This window comes from Streptomyces yunnanensis, from assembly GCF_029011865.1.
GTDB lineage: Bacteria > Actinomycetota > Actinomycetes > Streptomycetales > Streptomycetaceae > Streptomyces > Streptomyces yunnanensis.
The window spans coordinates 2,151,450-2,167,506 of sequence record NZ_CP095749.1; the positions used below are offsets into that span (position 1 = coordinate 2,151,450).

Annotated in this window: 15 protein-coding genes and 2 pseudogenes; 7 read left to right on the forward strand and 10 right to left on the reverse strand. The window is 70.5% G+C overall.

Annotated elements, in window-relative coordinates:
- Positions 1 to 139 precede the first annotated feature (139 nt).
- Complete coding sequence (locus MOV08_RS09495) at positions 140 to 487, forward strand: ArsR/SmtB family transcription factor (RefSeq protein ID WP_039640371.1); 348 nt, start codon at positions 140 to 142, stop codon at positions 485 to 487.
- A 69-nt stretch (positions 488 to 556) separates the two neighbouring features.
- Here MOV08_RS09495 and MOV08_RS09500 read toward each other — a convergent pair.
- Positions 557 to 1,083 (reverse strand): annotated as a pseudogene (locus MOV08_RS09500) (sigma factor-like helix-turn-helix DNA-binding protein); the annotation flags it as partial.
- On the reverse strand, positions 1,080 to 1,658 hold the full coding sequence (locus tag MOV08_RS09505; RefSeq protein ID WP_275307015.1) for a carboxymuconolactone decarboxylase family protein: 579 nt from the start codon (positions 1,656 to 1,658) through the stop codon (positions 1,080 to 1,082). The pseudogene MOV08_RS09500 and the gene MOV08_RS09505, both read right to left, overlap by 4 nt.
- A gap of 202 nt (positions 1,659 to 1,860) precedes the next feature.
- On the opposite strand from MOV08_RS09505, the gene MOV08_RS09510 reads away from it, so the two are divergent.
- The 3 genes from MOV08_RS09510 (at position 1,861) to MOV08_RS09525 (ending at position 4,914) form a co-directional block, all read left to right on the forward strand.
- The gene (locus MOV08_RS09510; protein WP_275307017.1) at positions 1,861 to 2,190 is read left to right on the forward strand and encodes a PadR family transcriptional regulator; all 330 of its coding nucleotides are present in this window, start codon (positions 1,861 to 1,863) and stop codon (positions 2,188 to 2,190) included.
- Positions 2,191 to 2,548: 358 nt separating this feature from the next.
- Positions 2,549 to 3,787 carry a serine hydrolase domain-containing protein gene (locus tag MOV08_RS09515; RefSeq protein WP_275307018.1) on the forward strand — a complete coding sequence of 413 codons (1,239 nt, stop codon included), beginning with the start codon at positions 2,549 to 2,551 and terminating at the stop codon, positions 3,785 to 3,787.
- A gap of 482 nt (positions 3,788 to 4,269) precedes the next feature.
- Positions 4,270 to 4,914 (forward strand): LysE family translocator, encoded by a 645-nt coding sequence (locus tag MOV08_RS09525; RefSeq protein ID WP_275307020.1) that lies wholly within the window; start codon positions 4,270 to 4,272, stop codon positions 4,912 to 4,914.
- Between the two features lie 131 nt (positions 4,915 to 5,045).
- Here MOV08_RS09525 and MOV08_RS09530 read toward each other — a convergent pair.
- The 5 genes and pseudogenes from MOV08_RS09530 to MOV08_RS09550 form a co-directional block, all read right to left on the reverse strand.
- Positions 5,046 to 5,468 (reverse strand): annotated as a pseudogene (locus MOV08_RS09530) (hypothetical protein); the annotation flags it as partial.
- A gap of 365 nt (positions 5,469 to 5,833) precedes the next feature.
- The gene (locus MOV08_RS09535; RefSeq protein ID WP_039631041.1) at positions 5,834 to 7,564 is read right to left on the reverse strand and encodes a DEAD/DEAH box helicase; all 1,731 of its coding nucleotides are present in this window, start codon (positions 7,562 to 7,564) and stop codon (positions 5,834 to 5,836) included.
- A gap of 87 nt (positions 7,565 to 7,651) precedes the next feature.
- Positions 7,652 to 7,855 (reverse strand): cold-shock protein, encoded by a 204-nt coding sequence (locus tag MOV08_RS09540; RefSeq protein WP_039631043.1) that lies wholly within the window; start codon positions 7,853 to 7,855, stop codon positions 7,652 to 7,654.
- A 733-nt stretch (positions 7,856 to 8,588) separates the two neighbouring features.
- A complete protein-coding gene (locus MOV08_RS09545; protein WP_039631045.1) occupies positions 8,589 to 8,900 on the reverse strand; it encodes a hypothetical protein in 312 nt (103 codons plus the stop codon).
- 179 nt (positions 8,901 to 9,079) lie between these two features.
- A complete protein-coding gene (locus MOV08_RS09550; RefSeq protein WP_275311739.1) occupies positions 9,080 to 9,901 on the reverse strand; it encodes an NAD(P)H-binding protein in 822 nt (273 codons plus the stop codon).
- An 87-nt stretch (positions 9,902 to 9,988) separates the two neighbouring features.
- On the opposite strand from MOV08_RS09550, the gene MOV08_RS09555 reads away from it, so the two are divergent.
- On the forward strand, positions 9,989 to 10,408 hold the full coding sequence (locus tag MOV08_RS09555; RefSeq protein ID WP_275307024.1) for a winged helix-turn-helix transcriptional regulator: 420 nt from the start codon (positions 9,989 to 9,991) through the stop codon (positions 10,406 to 10,408).
- 26 nt (positions 10,409 to 10,434) lie between these two features.
- Here MOV08_RS09555 and MOV08_RS09560 read toward each other — a convergent pair whose 3' ends face one another.
- Positions 10,435 to 11,094: a maleylpyruvate isomerase N-terminal domain-containing protein gene (locus tag MOV08_RS09560; RefSeq protein ID WP_275307026.1), complete on the reverse strand. Its 660-nt coding sequence runs from the start codon at positions 11,092 to 11,094 to the stop codon at positions 10,435 to 10,437.
- A gap of 300 nt (positions 11,095 to 11,394) precedes the next feature.
- Between MOV08_RS09560 and MOV08_RS09565 the strand changes: the two genes are divergently transcribed.
- Together MOV08_RS09565 and MOV08_RS09570 are read left to right on the forward strand one after the other, a co-directional pair.
- On the forward strand, positions 11,395 to 12,243 hold the full coding sequence (locus tag MOV08_RS09565) for a peptidoglycan-binding protein (RefSeq protein ID WP_275307028.1): 849 nt from the start codon (positions 11,395 to 11,397) through the stop codon (positions 12,241 to 12,243).
- Between the two features lie 48 nt (positions 12,244 to 12,291).
- The gene (locus MOV08_RS09570) at positions 12,292 to 12,984 is read left to right on the forward strand and encodes a transglycosylase SLT domain-containing protein (RefSeq protein ID WP_275307030.1); all 693 of its coding nucleotides are present in this window, start codon (positions 12,292 to 12,294) and stop codon (positions 12,982 to 12,984) included.
- Positions 12,985 to 13,050: 66 nt separating this feature from the next.
- On the opposite strand, the gene MOV08_RS09575 is transcribed toward MOV08_RS09570, so the two are convergent.
- Together MOV08_RS09575 and MOV08_RS09580 are read right to left on the reverse strand one after the other, a co-directional pair.
- The gene (locus MOV08_RS09575; protein WP_275307032.1) at positions 13,051 to 14,673 is read right to left on the reverse strand and encodes a helicase-related protein; all 1,623 of its coding nucleotides are present in this window, start codon (positions 14,671 to 14,673) and stop codon (positions 13,051 to 13,053) included.
- On the reverse strand, positions 14,655 to 16,025 hold the full coding sequence (locus tag MOV08_RS09580; protein ID WP_275307033.1) for a DEAD/DEAH box helicase: 1,371 nt from the start codon (positions 16,023 to 16,025) through the stop codon (positions 14,655 to 14,657). The genes MOV08_RS09575 and MOV08_RS09580 overlap by 19 nt, the downstream gene beginning before the upstream one ends.
- Between the last annotated feature and the right edge of the window lie 32 nt (positions 16,026 to 16,057).

Genomic DNA, 16,057 nt, shown 5'->3' on the forward strand with positions numbered 1-16,057 from the left:
CACACGCACAGGAACAGGCGCAGGTGCTGCGAGAGGCACAGGCAGCACGAGCGCCAGGGCGTCGTCCACGGCACCTCGCCGGCGGACCGGACCGCGGTCCACGGACGCGTCGCCCAGCTCGGGTGCAGCACGCCCCGATATCGCCGCGCTCCAGCGGCCCGTACCGGCCGACGCGCCCGAGCCACTGACGGAGCCGGAACGGGACGCCCTGCGGCTGGAGGTCGTCATGGGCGCGCTGAGCGATCCACTGCGGATGCGGATCGTGCGCACCCTGCTCCTGGAGTCCGAGGACTTCGACCACACCTGCGGCTGGTTCGGCCTGGACCGCCCCAAGTCCTCGCTCACCCATCACTTCCGGGCACTGCGGGAGGCCGGGCTGATCCGTCAGCGGCAGTACGGACTGGAACGGCGCAGCCACGTCCGGATCGAGGACCTGGAGGCCCGGTTCCCCGGACTACTGACCCTGGTCGCCAACTGGCAGGAATAGCAACCGACTTGACACCGCCCGTCGCAAGCCAGCGCCCCCTGTGCCGCTCCGGGCGAGTGGCACCCACCACCCACCCGGGAACACCGACCCCGCCTCGAACACGGCCCGGTCCATGCCCGCGAGCAGGGTCGCCACCAGTTCGACCCCGTGGACCGGAGCCGGCGCGGCGGCCGCCAATCCGCCTCCGTCGGCGATCAGGACCACGTCCGGAGCCATGACCTCCATCAGCTCCTGCAACTGCCCGGTGCGCAAGGCGGCCAGGAACAGTTCCAGGCCACCGCCTCGGCGATCTCACCGTAGGACATCGCGAAGACCTCGCGGAGCACGAACACCGCCCGCTCCGCCGGCCCGAGCGTTTCCAACACGGTCAGCATCGCGATGGAGACACTCTCCGCGAGCTCGACGTCCTCGGCGACATCGGGGCTGGTCAGCAGCGGTTCGGGCAGCCACTCCCCCACATAGTCCTCGCGGCGGCGCGACAACGTCCGGACCACGTCCTCCGCATCGGCCGCCGACCCGAGCATCTCGTAGGCGACCGTGAACAGCAGGCTGCGATGGGTGACTGGGGGCCCCTCTGGGGGAGGGTCCCCACTCATGCCGTCGACGCTGCTCCGGAGCCCCCGGGACGCGCGGCGAGCGGAATCTCGCAGGCATCGGAGAACCCCTGCGACTCGACCCCGTTCGCCACGTTGACCCTGGTCGCCAGGTTGACATAGGCGATGAACGTGGTGAGTTCGACCATCGCCGGCGGACCGAGCCGGTCGAGCAGGCTCGCGTACATCGCGTCGGTCACGGTCGGCGGGGTGCTCGTCATGGCCTCGGCGTACTCCAACACGTCCCGCTCCAGCGGCGTGAACACCTCAGACCCGCGCCACCGCGGGACCTGGCTCGCCTTGGTCAGGTCCAACTTCGCGTTCTGCGCCTGGAAGTAGCCGACGTCCAGGCACCAACCGCAGCCGACCAGCGCCGCGACGGCCATGTGCGCGAACGACTTCAGGCTCGCGTCGGCCGCGTCCCACGCGCCCACCTTGCCACCGAACTCCAGGTTGTCCTGCGCCACCTTGGGGCTGTGCCACGTCACCTCGACGTTCTCAGGCACCGCACCGAGCTGCTTGACCATGTTCTCCCTGACCTCAAGCGGAAGCTCAGCCTTGGGAATTCGTAGCGCCATGGCGTTCTCCTTGTCTCCTTGCTCGTCCGACCGTTCGCCATGAAGACACCGCCAACTCCACGAATGTGACAACAGATGACGCGGTCGACGGCCGAGGTCAAGGCGCGGCGGGTGTCGCCGTCTTCAGTGGCACCAGACACCGGTAGTCAGTGTTACTGTGTACCGGTACTCGGCACTACCGAGTAGCCGAAGGGGGTGCTCCATGAGCAAGCAGTTGACGGAGATGCTCAAGGGGACGCTGGAGGGCATCGTCCTGGCGACCCTGTCCGGCCGGTCCGCGTACGGCTACGAGATCACGGCGTGGCTGCGGGATCAGGGCTTCGCCGACATCGCCGAGGGCACCGTCTACGCCCTGCTGGTCAGGATCGAGCGGCGCGGATTGGTCGACGTGGAGAAGGTCCCGTCCGAGAAGGGGCCGCCGCGCAAGGTGTACTCCCTCAACGCTCAAGGGCGGGAATATCTCGAAGAGTTCTGGGGGACCTGGAGCTTTCTCACGGAACGGCTCGAACAGCTTCGCAAAGAAGGCAGATGACCATGTCCGACGTCAAAAGGGCGGCTTTCTCGCAAAGGTGATCGGCCCCAAGCGGCGGTGGCGGCGGTACGAAGAAGACCGGACGGCCTGACAGCGCGCGTCAGCGTCGGCATCAAGACGGCGACACCAAGACCGCGGCACCACGACCGCGGCACCACGACCGCGGCAGCCGGTATCAGCGCGGCTGGCGATGGCGCATGCCATGAACACTTCGGGCGATTGCGCCCTCGGGGCTGCGAACGGGGCCACGCCGCGCTCACCCCTGACCCTCGTGCGTCGCTCACGGCTGCCCTGAGCGCCACGCCGGGACGGGTCTTGCAGAGCGAACACCGCGTGTATCGAACACTGGAGATTCATCATGGGAAAAGGCACCAACGGCTTCTCCGAGGCAGGGCTGCGCAGAATGCGCGAAGTGCTTGCGGGCCCTGTCGATTCCGGGAAGATTCCCGGGCTGGTCGCCCTCGTCAGTCGGGGCGAGGAAACACACGTCGAAACGCTCGGGACGATGCGCCACGACGGTGGCGCACCGATGCGCCGGGACACGATCTTCCGTATGGCCTCGACGACCAAGCCGGTCGCGGTCGCGGCGACGATGGTCCTGCTGGACGAGTGCCGGCTGCGACTCGACGACCCGATAGACCGGTGGCTGCCCGAGCTCGCCGACCGGCGGGTGCTCAAGCGGCCCGACGGCCCGCTGGACGACACCGTGCCGGCGCGGCGTCCGATCACCGTGCGGGACCTGCTCGGCTCCACCTGCGGGCTCGGACTGGACATGACGGCGCGGACCTCTCCGATGATGGGCGCATTCTTCGAGCAGGGGGTTTACGGCCAGGAGGACGGATGGCTGTTGCCGGCACCGGAGCCGGATGAGTGGATGCGGCGCCTGGGCACGCTGCCGCTGATGCACCAGCCCGGAGAGCGGTGGCTGTACAACGTCAGCGACGACGTGCTCGGGGTGCTCGTCGCCAGGGTCACCGGCCAGCCGTTCGAGACGTTCCTGCGCGAACGCATCTTCAGTCCGCTGGGGATGAAGGACACCGGTTTCCACGTGCCCGCGCACAAGATCGACCGACTGCCGCCCCTGTACGCCCCCGATCCGCAGACCGGAGAGTTCCTCGTGGAGGACGAGGCCGAAGGCGGACACCACAGCCGGCCTCCGGCGTTCCCGTCGGGCGGCGGTGGACTCGACTCGACCGTCGACGACTACCACGCCTACTTCCGGATGCTGCTCAACCACGGGATGCACGGGACCCAACGGATCCTGTCCCGGCCCTCCGTGGAACTGATGACCACCAACCGCCTCCCGTCCGAGCAGCTGGCCGCCCGAGAAGCCGTGGCCCGCAACCTCGTCCATCTGTCATACGGCCTGGGGCAGCACGGCGGTTGGGGCTTCGGCATGGCGGTGCGCACCTACCGTGGTGACTTCGCGCCCATCGGCCAGTTCGGCTGGGACGGCGGAAGCGGCACCACGACCTACGCCGACCCGCACAACCAACTCGTCGGCATCCTGCTCACCCAGACCGGGATGTCCACCCCGGATTCGGCGCGGGTCATCCACGACTTCTGGACCACGCTCTACCAGGCGATCGACGACTGACCCGACTGACCCGCCTGCCTGGTCGAGGCAGGTCCGGCAACAGACCTCGACCAGGCTCCGACCGTCGACATTCCGTCCGCGGACCGACATCCCGTGACGGGATCCGTCTGCACGCTTCGGGTCGACGGCACCGTCACCGCCGCCGCGACGATCCGCCTACGGCTACGGCTACGGGCATCCGCATGATCCGTCGGACAGAACCTGGCGGCTCCTGAACCGCCGGGCCGCCTCCTGGAGGTGCGCCGGTCTGCGCAGGCTGAGCAGCACCGGTTCGTACAGCACGGTGAGCGCGACGGCCGCCTCGATCTGCCCGGCGGCCGTGGGCTGTTCCTCCACCACCGGCGGGGCCAGCGGGCCGCGGAGCGCCTCGCGGGCTGACCAGGGCCGCTCCGGCGGACCAGGGGGTGGACAGGGCCTGGAACGAGCGGCTCATCGTCTGTTTGGATGCCCACCGGACGGCAATACGGAGGGGTGACGCAGACATGGTGTCCACAGAGAGCCTGCTGGCATTCGCGGCGATGTCGCTGCTGGTGATCGTGATTCCGGGGCCGAGCGTGCTGTTCGTGATCGGCCGGGCCCTCGCGCACGGCCGGCGCACGGCGCTCGCGACGGTCCTCGGCAACCTGATCGGCTCCTACGTCCTGGTGATCGCCGTGGCATGGGGCCTCGGCGCACTGGTGGAGACCTCGGCGGCAGTGTTCACCGGCGTGAAACTGGCCGGTGCGGCGTACCTCGTCTACCTGGGTGTGCAGGCGTTCCGACACCGCAAGGAGATGCGCGCGGCGGACATGGAGGCACCGAGGGGCGAGCGGCGCGGCGATCTGCGCACGATCCTGGACGGTGCTCTCGTGGGCGCCACCAACCCCAAGGGCATCGTCTTCTTCGCGGCGGTGCTCCCGCAGTTCGTGAACCACTCGGCCGGTCAAGTCCCGCTCCAGATGATGGAGTTGGGACTGATCCCGGTCGCCATCGGCCTGATCACGGACACCCTGTGGGGACTGGGCGCCTCGGCGGCCCGTTCCTGGTTCGCCCGCTCGGACCGCCGCCTGTCGAAGGTCGGCGGGGCGGGCGGCCTGGCGATGATCGGCCTGGGCGTGACGGTGGCGGCGACGGGCCGCGCCGACTAGGACCTGTCCAGGCCGTCTCAACTCACCCTTCTCCAGGGGTATATGAGGCGATCCAGCCCACGTCTCACTGCCGTGGCGGTCTCGGCGGTGGAGCCACCGGAGTCGGCCCCACCACACAGCCGGGCGGGCGTTTACCCATGGGCGCTGATCACGCCGCCGGCGCTGAGCACGATGTACACACCGTTGGCGTCGAGCCCGACGTCGTGCTGCTTCGTCTCCAACGTGGCGTCCACCGAGCCGTCGTGGCCGATGATCTGCGCGCGGTACCGCAACTCGCCGACCTTCGTCACCTCGGCCGTCCATCCACCCGCGAGCTTGAAGGTGCCCGGTCCCCGGTGTCCACCGCCCATCCAGGAATGAATCTCGCCACCCATCGTGAGCACGACGAACATGTCATTGGCGTCGAGCCCGGCGTCGGCCTCCTGCCCCTTCGTCTCCAGCGTGGCGACCACCGAACCACGACTGATGATCTTGGCACGATAGCGCTGGGAACCGAGGTCGTAGATCTCGGCCTTGCTGCCGTCCACCAGGCGCTCGGTACGCACCGGGGACGACGTCTTCGCCGTACCGGCGTGCGAACCGCCCGACCGCCTGCCCGCAACGCCCGCCTTGGCACCGGCTTGGGCAGAGCTCTTGGCGACTAACACCGGCGTGAGCAGCCGAAGAACACCGGCCCTCACGCCCCACCCGGGCCGGCGGTGGGCCGACGCAGCGGCAGGCACAAGGACCCCGACCACGGGCCCCGACCTCACCGCCGGGCGACCTCACCCCTCTCCCCCGACGGAGGTGAGGATCGCGAGCGTCTGCGACAACCGCTCTCCGCACCATCCGCCGCCACCCCGCCTGTCGGCACGATCACGCTCAGGACGAACGCCGACGGGAAGTCGCCACCGGGGCCAACGCTGCTGCCTGATGCGACTCAGGTGGCAGAGGTACGACGACCGCCTCGACGGTCGGAGCCGCGGCCACCGGTCCCGGCAGCACCGCCCGTGGCCCCACCGGAACCCGCCCGTCGGCCGGTTCCGCGAGCAGCCTTGCCGGAGGCCGCGCCGGTCGTCGCACCGGGCGCGGACCGGCGGTCGGAGCTCCGGCCGCCCGCGCCGACGGCACCGCCCGTGGCCCGCCCGGATCCCGACCGGCGGGCAGCACCGCGCCCACCGGTCGCCGAGGAGCCACCGGACGCCGTCGCCCCGGCCGCTGCCCGGCGATCCGATCCCCGGCTCTCCGTCCTGGTGGCAGTACCTGTCGCCGCCTTGGCCTCGCCGCCGCCGCCGCTGCGGCGCCGGCGGCCGGATCGCCGACCGGGCTTGGCACCGGCCTTCCGGTCCGGGTCGGACGCCGTCGCCGGCTGGGGCACCTCGATGGTGACGGCCACGCCGGAAGGCTCGCGGGCCCCGGTGATGGTGGCCAGTTCCGCGTCGCCCGACTTGATGCGGGCTGTCCGGGGCCGGATCCCTGCGTCCGACATGAGCCGGGTCATGTCCCGCTTCTGCTCGGGCAGCACCAGCGTGACCACGCTGCCGGAACCGCCTGCGCGGGCCGTGCGACCGCCCCGGTGCAGGTAGTCCTTGTGATCGGTCGGGGGGTCGACGTTCACGACGAGGTCGAGGTCGTCGACGTGTATGCCACGGGCCGCGACGTTCGTCGCCACCAGCGCGGTGACCTGGCCGTTCTTGAACTGCTCCAGGGTGCGGTTCCGCTGCGGCTGGGAGCGGCCCCCGTGCAGTGCCGCCGCGCGGACACCGACGGCCAGGAGCCGCTTGGCGAGCCGGTCGGCGGACCGCTTGGTGTCGAGGAAGAGGATGACCCGGCCGTCGCGGGCCGCGATGCGCGTGGTGACGGCCTTCTTGTCGGTCTCGTCCTGGACGTGGAGCACGTGGTGCTCCATGGTGGTCACCGCCCCCGCGGACGGGTCCACGGAGTGCACCACGGGGTCGGTCAGGAACCGCTGCACCAGGCGGTCGATGTTGCGGTCCAGGGTGGCCGAGAAGAGCATGCGCTGTCCGTCGGGCCGTACCTGCTGGATCAGCTTGGTGATCTGCGGCAGGAAGCCCATGTCGGTCATCTGGTCGGCTTCGTCCAGCACCGTGATGCGTACGTCGCCGAGCACGCAGTCCCCGCGTTCCACGAGGTCGTTGAGCCTGCCGGGCGTCGCCACGAGCACTTCGGCGCCGCGCCGGAGCACCCCGGCCTGCTTGGTGATGGACAGCCCGCCGACCACGGTGGCCAGCCGGAGGTTCACCGCCGTCGCGTAGGGGGTCAGCGCGTCCGTCACCTGCTGGGCGAGTTCGCGGGTGGGCACCAGCACGAGGGCGAGGGGTGCCTTGGGCTCCGCACGCAGTCCGGCCGTGCGGCCCAGCAGCGCCAGCCCGAACGCGAGGGTCTTGCCGGAGCCGGTGCGTCCCCGTCCCAGCAGGTCGCGGCCGGCGAGCGAGTTGGGCAGGGTGGCGGCCTGGATGGGGAACGGGGTGGTCACGCCTTGCGCGGCGAGGGTCTTCAGCAGCCCCGCAGGCATGTCCAGACCGGCGAAGTCCTCGACGGCGGGCAAAGCGGGTGTGGTGCTTTCCGGCAGCCGGAAATCACGCGGTGACGAAGCGGACTGTGGGGATGACGAGGCACGCCGGTTCGACTTCTGGGGCCTGCGGGACATGCAGTGTTCTGCCTTCCTGGAAACAGCACAAACCGGGGTCCGCACCATGACGGTGCGGACCCCGGTGAGCGGATACGCGTCCGGCAATCAGGCGGGGATGATGTTCTCCGCCTGCGGGCCCTTCTGGCCCTGCGTGACGTCGAAGGAGACCCGCTGGCCTTCCTGGAGCTCACGGAAGCCCTGGGACTGGATGTTCGAGTAGTGCGCGAAGACGTCGGGGCCGCCGCCGTCCTGCGCGATGAAGCCGAAACCCTTTTCGGCGTTGAACCACTTCACGATTCCCTGTGCCATGAACTTCTCCTTCTGTAGGCAGAGGCCCCATCCGGAGATGCCGGAAAACAATTAATGCGCCTGAAGGAGAAGCATTCCCGTCAGGCGCACATAGGTTCATGGGTACCACAACTGCAACTCGACGACCTTAGCACAGCTCGGCGGCTCGCATCCGGGCCACCAAGGCGCACACCGGAACGGGGCCCCTCGGGGCCCTTCGGTGATCGCGACGGTCGCCCGCCCTCCGCCCCCCACGCAGCCCAACACCACACCACCCTCCCCAAGCCGCCGACCCCGCCCGCACATCGAAATTCGCGCGCGGGTGCGACAAAACTGCTGGTGAAACGGCATGCGGATGCTTCATGGAGCACGGTTGAGCCTCAGGGCTCGGGGAGTCCATTTGTCGAACTCCTCAGCTTGGGTTGCGACGCGGAGTGAGCAACTTCGCACCGTGCGGAGTCACCCGAGGAGTGATCCATGAAGGCGGCGTTACCCCTGCTGCCCTGCCCCCTGCCCCTGCTGGACTTGCGTCAGGGCCTGTCGGGGATCGGTGGCCACGCGCCTCGGCGACGGGCGTGGGTCTCACGGTTGCGCGCCCCGTGGCGGCTTCCGTTCAGCGTCTCGGACCTCCGCCCGTATGAGGAGGTGCCTGATGAGGCGGGCGGCCACGGGGAGTCGCCGTGCGCCTGCCGTCGAACGCCGCATCCCGGCCCCCGTACGAGACGGGTGCCGGGAGGGAGCAGCAGCGAGAGCGTCACATACCGCCGACGCCGACGCCTTCGTTGCCGTTGCGGCCGAGGCCGCCGACACCGACATCGGCGCAGGCATCGACGCCACCGACGCCGACGCCGACGTCCGGGCTGCCGACGCCGCCGACACCGACGCCGCCGTCGCGGCTGTGGCAACCGCCGTGGCCGCCGTGGCCGCCGCCGTGGTCACCGCCCTGCGCCTGCTGGGTGACGGCCGCGAGGGCCTGCGAGTGGTCGGGGGCGGCGCTGGCTATACCGGCGCTCAGGAAACCGGTGACGGCAGTAGCGGCCAGTACCGTGGCAATCGAACGGAACATGATCAGATCCTTTCGCTTCCCCCCTGTTTGTCCCGCTCATCCTCACCGCGGTCGGACGGTTCTGCCGGTCGGTGCGGGCCATCGCAGTGACGGAGGGCGGACACAGCACCGATGAGGCGTGGTGGCGGACGGCCACGGCGACGCCCTGATCCCCGGCCGCGGGCGGGACTCGTCCGCTCTCAGCGGCCTGCTGCCGGCCGGGTGCTGGAGGCGGCCGCAACGGCCGTGGTCAGTGGGTCGCGGGCCGGGCGGCCGAGAAGGTCGGCGAGGTCGGGGCTGGTGCCGTCCAGGAAGCCGTGTCGGATGCCGGTGGCGATCGAGGCGAGCATGGGCGGTTGGAACGGCAGGAGCCCCGGCGTCTCGTCGAGGAGTCTGCGCCGGTACTCGCCCAGGCCGATGGTGCGGTGCACAACCCCCAGCCGGTCGGCCACCTGACCCGCCGTGATCGGCGTGCCGACGAGGTCGTGGACGCGCCCGCGGTGTCCGGCGGGATCGGCCGCGACGATCGCCGCGGCCTCGGCGAGATCCTCCCGCGCGACCGCCGCCAGCGCACCGTCCCCGAAGGCGGACTCCACACCGTCGTCGGCCCACGTCAGCAGGGTGCCGAAGAGTTCGGCATACAGGCCGTTGCGGAGGATCGTCCACGGCAGTCCGCTCGCCTGGACGAGGCGTTCGGTGACCCGGTGCGCCGGCGCGAAACCGAGGTGGTCGCCGGCCGTGGTCAGGCTCGTGTAGACGACGTGGCCGACGCCGTCGCGGACGGCGGCGTCCAGCACCGCCGCGTGCCGCCCGACGACCTGGTCGTCCTCGGCGTATCCGGCGGAGATCAGCACCAGGGTCGACACCCCGGCGAGATCGAGGCTCGTGCGGTCGTCGAAGTCCAGGCGCCGCATCCCCTCGTCCGGCGTGCGACTGCCGCCCGTCGCGGCGACGCCGCGGGCGCGCAGCGCCGCCAGGGTGGCCGAGCCGAGGCTCCCGTTCGCTCCCGTCACCAACATCATGTCCATCGCAGTCTTCCGTCGTGGTTCTCATCGGTAACTACGCTTGATCCTCGATCGGACGCCCACCGGCCACAAGAAGGCAGTTTGATGTCACCCACGCACACCGGGGTAACCACCCCCGCCGACCTCGACCCCTGCGGACGCGAGGACCACCCCGACTGCGGGATCCGCGACGTCCTGGACCGCATCGGCGACAAGTGGTCGGTGCTGGTGATCGTCGAGCTCGCGGGCGGGCCGCGTCGGTTCCGCGCACTCCAACGCGCCATCGACGGCATCTCCCAGCGCATGCTCACCCTCACCGTCCGCAGACTCGAACGCGACGGCCTCGTGCTGCGCACCGTGTACCCGACCGTCCCAGCCCAGGTCGACTACCGCCTCACCGAGACCGGAGCCGGCCTGACCCACCTGGTCAAGGCACTCGCCGACTGGTCGCTGGCGCACCGTGCCGCCATCGCCGAAGCACGGCACGCCTACGACCGGACGCACCCCGACCACGACATCCACTGACGAGATCCGCAGTCACCGCACGCCGGTCACTGGTGCCTGCGCGGTGCTCCGTACCAGCGCCAGTCCTTCCGACGGGGACGAGCGGGGGTTTCGAGGCGTCCGGTGGCCCACAGGAGCGTGGCCGAGGCGCCGTCCACGAGGGGCACGTCGGGGAAGAGCCGGGTGAGGACGCGGCTGCTCAGGTCCTCCGGCGGGGACCCGTCGCGCTGAAGCCCCCGAGCGATGTCATGGGTGTGGACGAGGGTTTCGACGACGCCCATGGCCGCGAACCCCTCCGGGTCGGAGGCGCCGAAGACGTGGGGGGCCAGCACGGTGGGATCGGTGCTGTCCACGACGGTCGCGAGCAGCCCCCCGCATGCCTCGACGACGGTCAGCAGGCCCTCCGGCCCCGCCGTCTCGTCGCAGAAGATGACGTTGGCGGGCCCCTGGGGGCGACCGGTGGAGATGCGCAGAGGTACGCGTGGCACGCCGCTCGGGTGCGCGAGACCGAAGCGCAGCGCATAGGTGAGCAGGTCGTCCGCGAGATGTTCCAGGGTCTCCCAACACGTCCACTCCAGTTGGCCGGCGGCCGCGTGCCATTGGGGGGCGGGGGCACCGGAGAGGGTGGCGACGCAGTGCGCGACGGCGGCGCGAACATGCTCGCCGCGTACCAGGATCTGCGTCTGCGGGTGTGCGGAATGCGTCATCCCGGCAGGCTACTGGTGGCCGTTCCGGGCCCGGCCTGCCCGGTGCCGCCTCCGAAGACATTGGTTCAACTGGCAAGTAGGGCTGTGGCCGAGGAGGCGACCGCCTCGTCCGTCCCAGCAGTGGCCCGAGCGCGCCTTCGGGCAGAGACTTGAAGTGCACACCCACACATCCCACGCCCCAGCGACATTTCCGCGTGCTGCTCTTCGCGGCACGAGGAACGGGGCTGTGGAGGTATCGGTCGGTCGGGCCTTCGCAATGTCCTCTCTCCTCTCCTGGGGCACGACAGCAGGAGTCGGACCATGGCCGATATTTGGATGCCGCAGGCCATCAAGGCGGATCTCGACGACCACGCCCCGTGCGATCCGGCATTTCCGCCGAAGGCCATCGCGCACATCACGGCGGACCGCACGGCCACCGCGGCGGCACCGGCAGACCTGGTGCCTTTCGCAGATCTCCAGAAACTCTTCACCCACGACGGGAAGGGGAAGGCGCCCCACATTCTGTGGGATCCGTTCGCCGGCACCTTCGCCCAGTTCTTCCCCGCGACGTCCCGGAGCAAGGCGCTGCGCGACCTTCCCGGCGGCACGCGGACCAACCGCGCCGGCGAGGTCGTCATTCAGATCGAGGCGCTGTTCTTCCCGTTCTGCCGGGTCAAGGGCAAGGTGTTCGCCGCGCTGGCCGACACCCCGTGCCACGGCTGGCAGGAACTCAACGACTGGGTGCGTTCCTGGGACGTCCCGGACACCTGGCCCATGGGTCAGCCCACCGATTTCACCTCCCACCGCTCCGCGCGCGTGTGGAAGTCCCAGGGTGGCTGGTACGCGCACGCCCACGTACCCGAGAACGACCATGTGGATCCCGGGTCCTGGCCGGTGTTCGCGGCGCGGATGGCGCCCGCCGAGCCGTTCCCCGGCGCGGCCTTCTTCCACACCGGTCAGAAATCACCGGTCATCGCCGCGATGCACCGCCGTCTGGTCGCCGAGGACTGCGACCGGTACCGGCCCGGCGATGTCATCGACGTCTGGGAGGTCGACGATGTGAAGTCCTATGCCGCATGGCAGCAGAAACTCGGACTCTCGGGCCGGGATGCGGACGGCACTCCGGGAAAGCCCAGTTGGGACCGACTGCGGGTGCCCCACCTCGCCTGACGTTCCGCTGCCGGCCGACAGGCCGGTGAGATCCGTCGAGGAGGCACGATGGTTGCGCTCTCCAATGTCCGGTTCAGCAAGCACAACGATGATGTGCGGTCCACTCAAGATGCCCTGATCGCGGCGGGGTTCAGCATTCCGCAGGGGGCCACCGGAGTCTTCGACGACCAGACCAGGGCCGCGTACGCCGCCTGGCAGCGCAAACTCGGTTTCACGGACAAGCAGGCCGACGGATTCCCCGGGTGCGCCTCCCTGACGAAGCTCGGTCACCAGGCGGGATTCGAGGTGGCCTGCCGGCATCCGGGGGCGATCGCCACGGACGTGGTCCGCTTCGTGAAGAACACCAACGTCCCCAAGAGCGAGGCCACGGCACAGGGATTCGCGGTGACGGCCTGCGAAATGACCGGTGCACCGCCGACCTGGGTGACCGGGGTGAAGAACCGCGCGAATCTTCTGACCCTGATGTTCCGGGAGTCGTCCTTCAATGCGAACGCGGTGAACACGGCCGACGTCAATGCGAAGGGTCCGGTCCAGGTGGATGGCGCGCGGTTCAACTGTTCTCGCGGGTATGCGCAGGTGACCGCCGAGACCTTCGCGGAGAACCACCAGGAAGGGACCTCCGAGCACATCTACGATCCCGTGGCGAACATCTCGGCGGCGATCAACTACATCTGGCGCAGATACGGCGACATCTCACGCGTGCAGCAGGCGAATCCGAACCTGCCGCCCCATCCCTATTGAGCCCTTCAGGATTCCGCCACGACCCCGACCCCGTTGTAGGCCGCGAGCCAGCCGGCGGCGAAGCGGTCACCGTGGGTGAAGACCGCTGCTCCCCGTCGGCCCGTCGAGGGGTCGTCGGGGGCCGCGGGCGGGTACTCCAGGCGGGCCGACCGGCCGTCCGCCGTGTACCGGACGGTCGTCGCGCCGTCCCACAGGCAGATCACCGCACCGTGCGGTGCCTCGACGCGCACGGAGCCGGGGTGCGAGGTGAACGCGGCGCCGGTGGCCCGCAGCTTCAGCAGTGCCTGGTAGCGCTCCGGTGAGAGCGCGCTGTCGCGCGGTGGGGTGGTGCCCGTCCAGTCCGGGGCGCCGACGCCCCGGTCCCGCGCCGCACGCCACATGCGCGGGACGAGCCGGGTGGCGAGCTGCGGCGTGGCCATCCGCCCGCACATCCACAGCAGCCGACCTCCTGGCGACCAACAGCAGTACCGCGTGGGCCAGTTCGCCCGGCAACAGGCCCTCGTCCTTGTCCGGCAGCCCCCGGTCGTGCTCCAGCCGCTCCGCGCGGCCCTGATGGTGCAGCACCCGCCGCAGCGTGGCGCGCGCCCGGTCGCTGAAGGCCGCTTCCGCCAGTTCGGGGAGCTGGATGCTCAGCAGCTCGGTCAGGAGTGCCTCGGCATGGTCGGGGTCCTTAGGCACCCGCACCCCGCGCACGGCTTCGGACAGCTCGTGCGCGAGCTCGGCGTCGACCATGAAGCGGCTGGTCAGCATGCCCGGTTCGGTGGCCTCCAGGAATTCCGCGCCCTGGGGGCCGGGAGCGATGCGCAGGAACCCCGCCTCCGCCAGCTGAAGCGCCGCGTCATGGAGCGGTTCGACGCTGTCGTGCCCCTGGTGGAAGGCGAACGTGTCGGTCCACCAGTCCTCGGCCTCCTTCATCGAGCCCACGCGGCCCTGCACCACTTCGGCGAGGAGATGGTTGGGCAGCCGGTCACCGATGCGGGAGCACACGGTGTAGCCGGCGGTCAGCCGGGCCTGCCACTCCGGGCGTTCCGTCTCGTCCGCCAGCAGGAAGGCCCAGCCCTCCCGTTCTCCCGCGCCGACCCGCCCGGCGCGGCCGAACATCTGCTGCACCATGGACACTTCGATCCGGTTCCGGCCCAGCCGGACGTCGCGCACGACGACGGCGCGGGCAGGGAGGTTCACTCCGGCGGCCACGGTGGAGGTCGCGACCAGGACGTCGATCTCGCGGGCCCGGAAGGCGCGTTCGGTCTCGCGTTTGAACGGCCAGTCGCGGTAGTGCAGCCCCACGCCGGCGCTGGTGCACAGCCGCTCGACGCGTTCCGTGTCGTCCGCGTCGACGCCCCGCGTCGGCACGCCCCGGTCCGCGGCGAGGGCGAGTGCCGTCGCACGCACCCCGCGCTTGCTGCTGCAGAAGACCAGCACGCTGCCGTCCTCGTCGGTGAAGGACCGGGCCAACTGCACGGCCGCGTCCGTGCGGGCGGTGACGGCCTGCGTGGATCGTTCGCCGTCGCGCAGCGCGGGGAGCATGGGGATCTGCCAGGTCAGCCGGGTGGGCCGCCACGAGGTGCGGATCAGCCGGGCCCCCAGCCACGCGGCGACCTGGTCGGCGTTGGCCACCGTCGCCGAGAGTCCGACGATGTGGGTCTGGGCGCTGTCCTCGCGCACCCGCGTCAGGACGGCTTCCAGCACGGCGCCGCGCCCCGGATCGCCGAGCGATGGGGTCTCCCCTGCTCATTAAGAGCTTGGGGAAGGATCTCGTCGACGACCAGGCAGCCGACCTCGGCGAGGGCGCCGCCGAGCGATCCGTTCCGGCAGATCGCCTCGAACTTCTCGGTGGTGGCGACCCAGATGTCGGCCTCGCGGATGAGCTGGGTGTCGACGGCGTACTCGCCCGTGAGCCGGACCACCTCCAGCCCGTGACGTCGCCAGTTCTCCAGGTCGCGGTCGAGTTCGTCGGTCAGCGACCGCTGAGGCACGAGCCAGGCCGCCTTGCGGCCGCGGGCGTGCGCCCACAGTGCGGCGACCATGCCGATCGGTGTCTTGCCCGCTCCGGTCGGGGCGACGACGATCAGGTGGTCGTCGCTGTCCATCACCGCCGGAACGGCGTCGGTCTGGGCGGGGTTGAAGGTGGGGTACGGCAGCAGGCCGGCCCAGTCCTCGGGAACGAGGTCGGTCACCGGTATGTACGGGACGTCGTCGGCGGCCGGCAGGTCCTCCAGGGCGTCCCACTGGGCCGCGAACGCGTCCCGGGCCGCATGGGCCCCGGGGCCCGCGACGGGCGCGGGCGGCATCGGGGATCCCTTTGCGGAAAACGTGCGGACCGGGTGGGCCACCAGCCCCGTGGCGGCGCCGAGGTCGGATACGGTGCCGACCTGTTCGCCCTCCCTCCAGTGCCGGGCGCTGCGGAACGGTATGCCGTGGGCTGCCAGGTGCGCGCGCAGGTCGTCGAAGGCGGGGCCCTCGGGGAGGATGACGCGGACGTCGTCGGCCGCCGAGACCGCCTGCTCGGGCGGTCGCCAGGCCGGGTCGGTCACCTTGCACCACCACAGGCGGCGCTGCTCGCTCTCCCTCGGCACCGGGAGGTCCGCGGGCCAGGCCGGTCCTGTGGAAGCGGCGATGACCCTGAAGGGGGTGAGGGTGACACCGGGTTCCACGGGGCAGGGGCCGAGGAGCGCCTCCTCGACGCCGGCGACGAGGGCCGGTCCGGTCACCTTGAGCCGCGGGGCCGCGGTCTTCTTCACCGTGGGCCGCGGCCACAGCTTGTCGTAGGTCTTCACGCCGAGGTCGGCGAGCGTGTACGCCGCGGGGCAGACCGGGCAGACGACGGCCACGTAGCGGTAGACCCGCCCGCCCGACTCGTACGGCCTGCGGAGTGCGTACATGCGCCCGTCGCACTCCGGGCAGGTGCGGGGCACCTCCTCCTCGTAGCTCCACCCCGGTTCGGTGAAGCGGTCGGTGAGCCCGGTGCCCTGCAGTGCGACGCCCCAGCGTTCCTGCACGACTTCCACGACCGTCTGGCCGAACTCGGCCGTCTCCACCACGAGTTTCCCCCCTTGCCTTGCCGGCCCGGCCG

Excerpts from the sequence above, each read along its gene's own strand:
- MOV08_RS09505 (WP_275307015.1), bottom strand. The coding sequence starts at position 1,658 with ATGGCGCTACGAATTCCCAAGGCTGAGCTTCCGCTTGAGGTCAGGGAG.
- MOV08_RS09510 (WP_275307017.1), top strand. The coding sequence starts at position 1,861 with ATGAGCAAGCAGTTGACGGAGATGCTCAAGGGGACGCTGGAGGGCATC.
- MOV08_RS09515 (WP_275307018.1), top strand. The coding sequence starts at position 2,549 with ATGGGAAAAGGCACCAACGGCTTCTCCGAGGCAGGGCTGCGCAGAATG.
- MOV08_RS09525 (WP_275307020.1), top strand. The coding sequence starts at position 4,270 with ATGGTGTCCACAGAGAGCCTGCTGGCATTCGCGGCGATGTCGCTGCTG.
- MOV08_RS09535 (WP_039631041.1), bottom strand. The coding sequence starts at position 7,564 with ATGTCCCGCAGGCCCCAGAAGTCGAACCGGCGTGCCTCGTCATCCCCA.
- MOV08_RS09540 (WP_039631043.1), bottom strand. The coding sequence starts at position 7,855 with ATGGCACAGGGAATCGTGAAGTGGTTCAACGCCGAAAAGGGTTTCGGC.
- MOV08_RS09545 (WP_039631045.1), bottom strand. The coding sequence starts at position 8,900 with ATGTTCCGTTCGATTGCCACGGTACTGGCCGCTACTGCCGTCACCGGT.
- MOV08_RS09550 (WP_275311739.1), bottom strand. The coding sequence starts at position 9,901 with ATGATGTTGGTGACGGGAGCGAACGGGAGCCTCGGCTCGGCCACCCTG.
- MOV08_RS09555 (WP_275307024.1), top strand. The coding sequence starts at position 9,989 with ATGTCACCCACGCACACCGGGGTAACCACCCCCGCCGACCTCGACCCC.
- MOV08_RS09560 (WP_275307026.1), bottom strand. The coding sequence starts at position 11,094 with ATGACGCATTCCGCACACCCGCAGACGCAGATCCTGGTACGCGGCGAG.
- MOV08_RS09565 (WP_275307028.1), top strand. The coding sequence starts at position 11,395 with ATGGCCGATATTTGGATGCCGCAGGCCATCAAGGCGGATCTCGACGAC.
- MOV08_RS09570 (WP_275307030.1), top strand. The coding sequence starts at position 12,292 with ATGGTTGCGCTCTCCAATGTCCGGTTCAGCAAGCACAACGATGATGTG.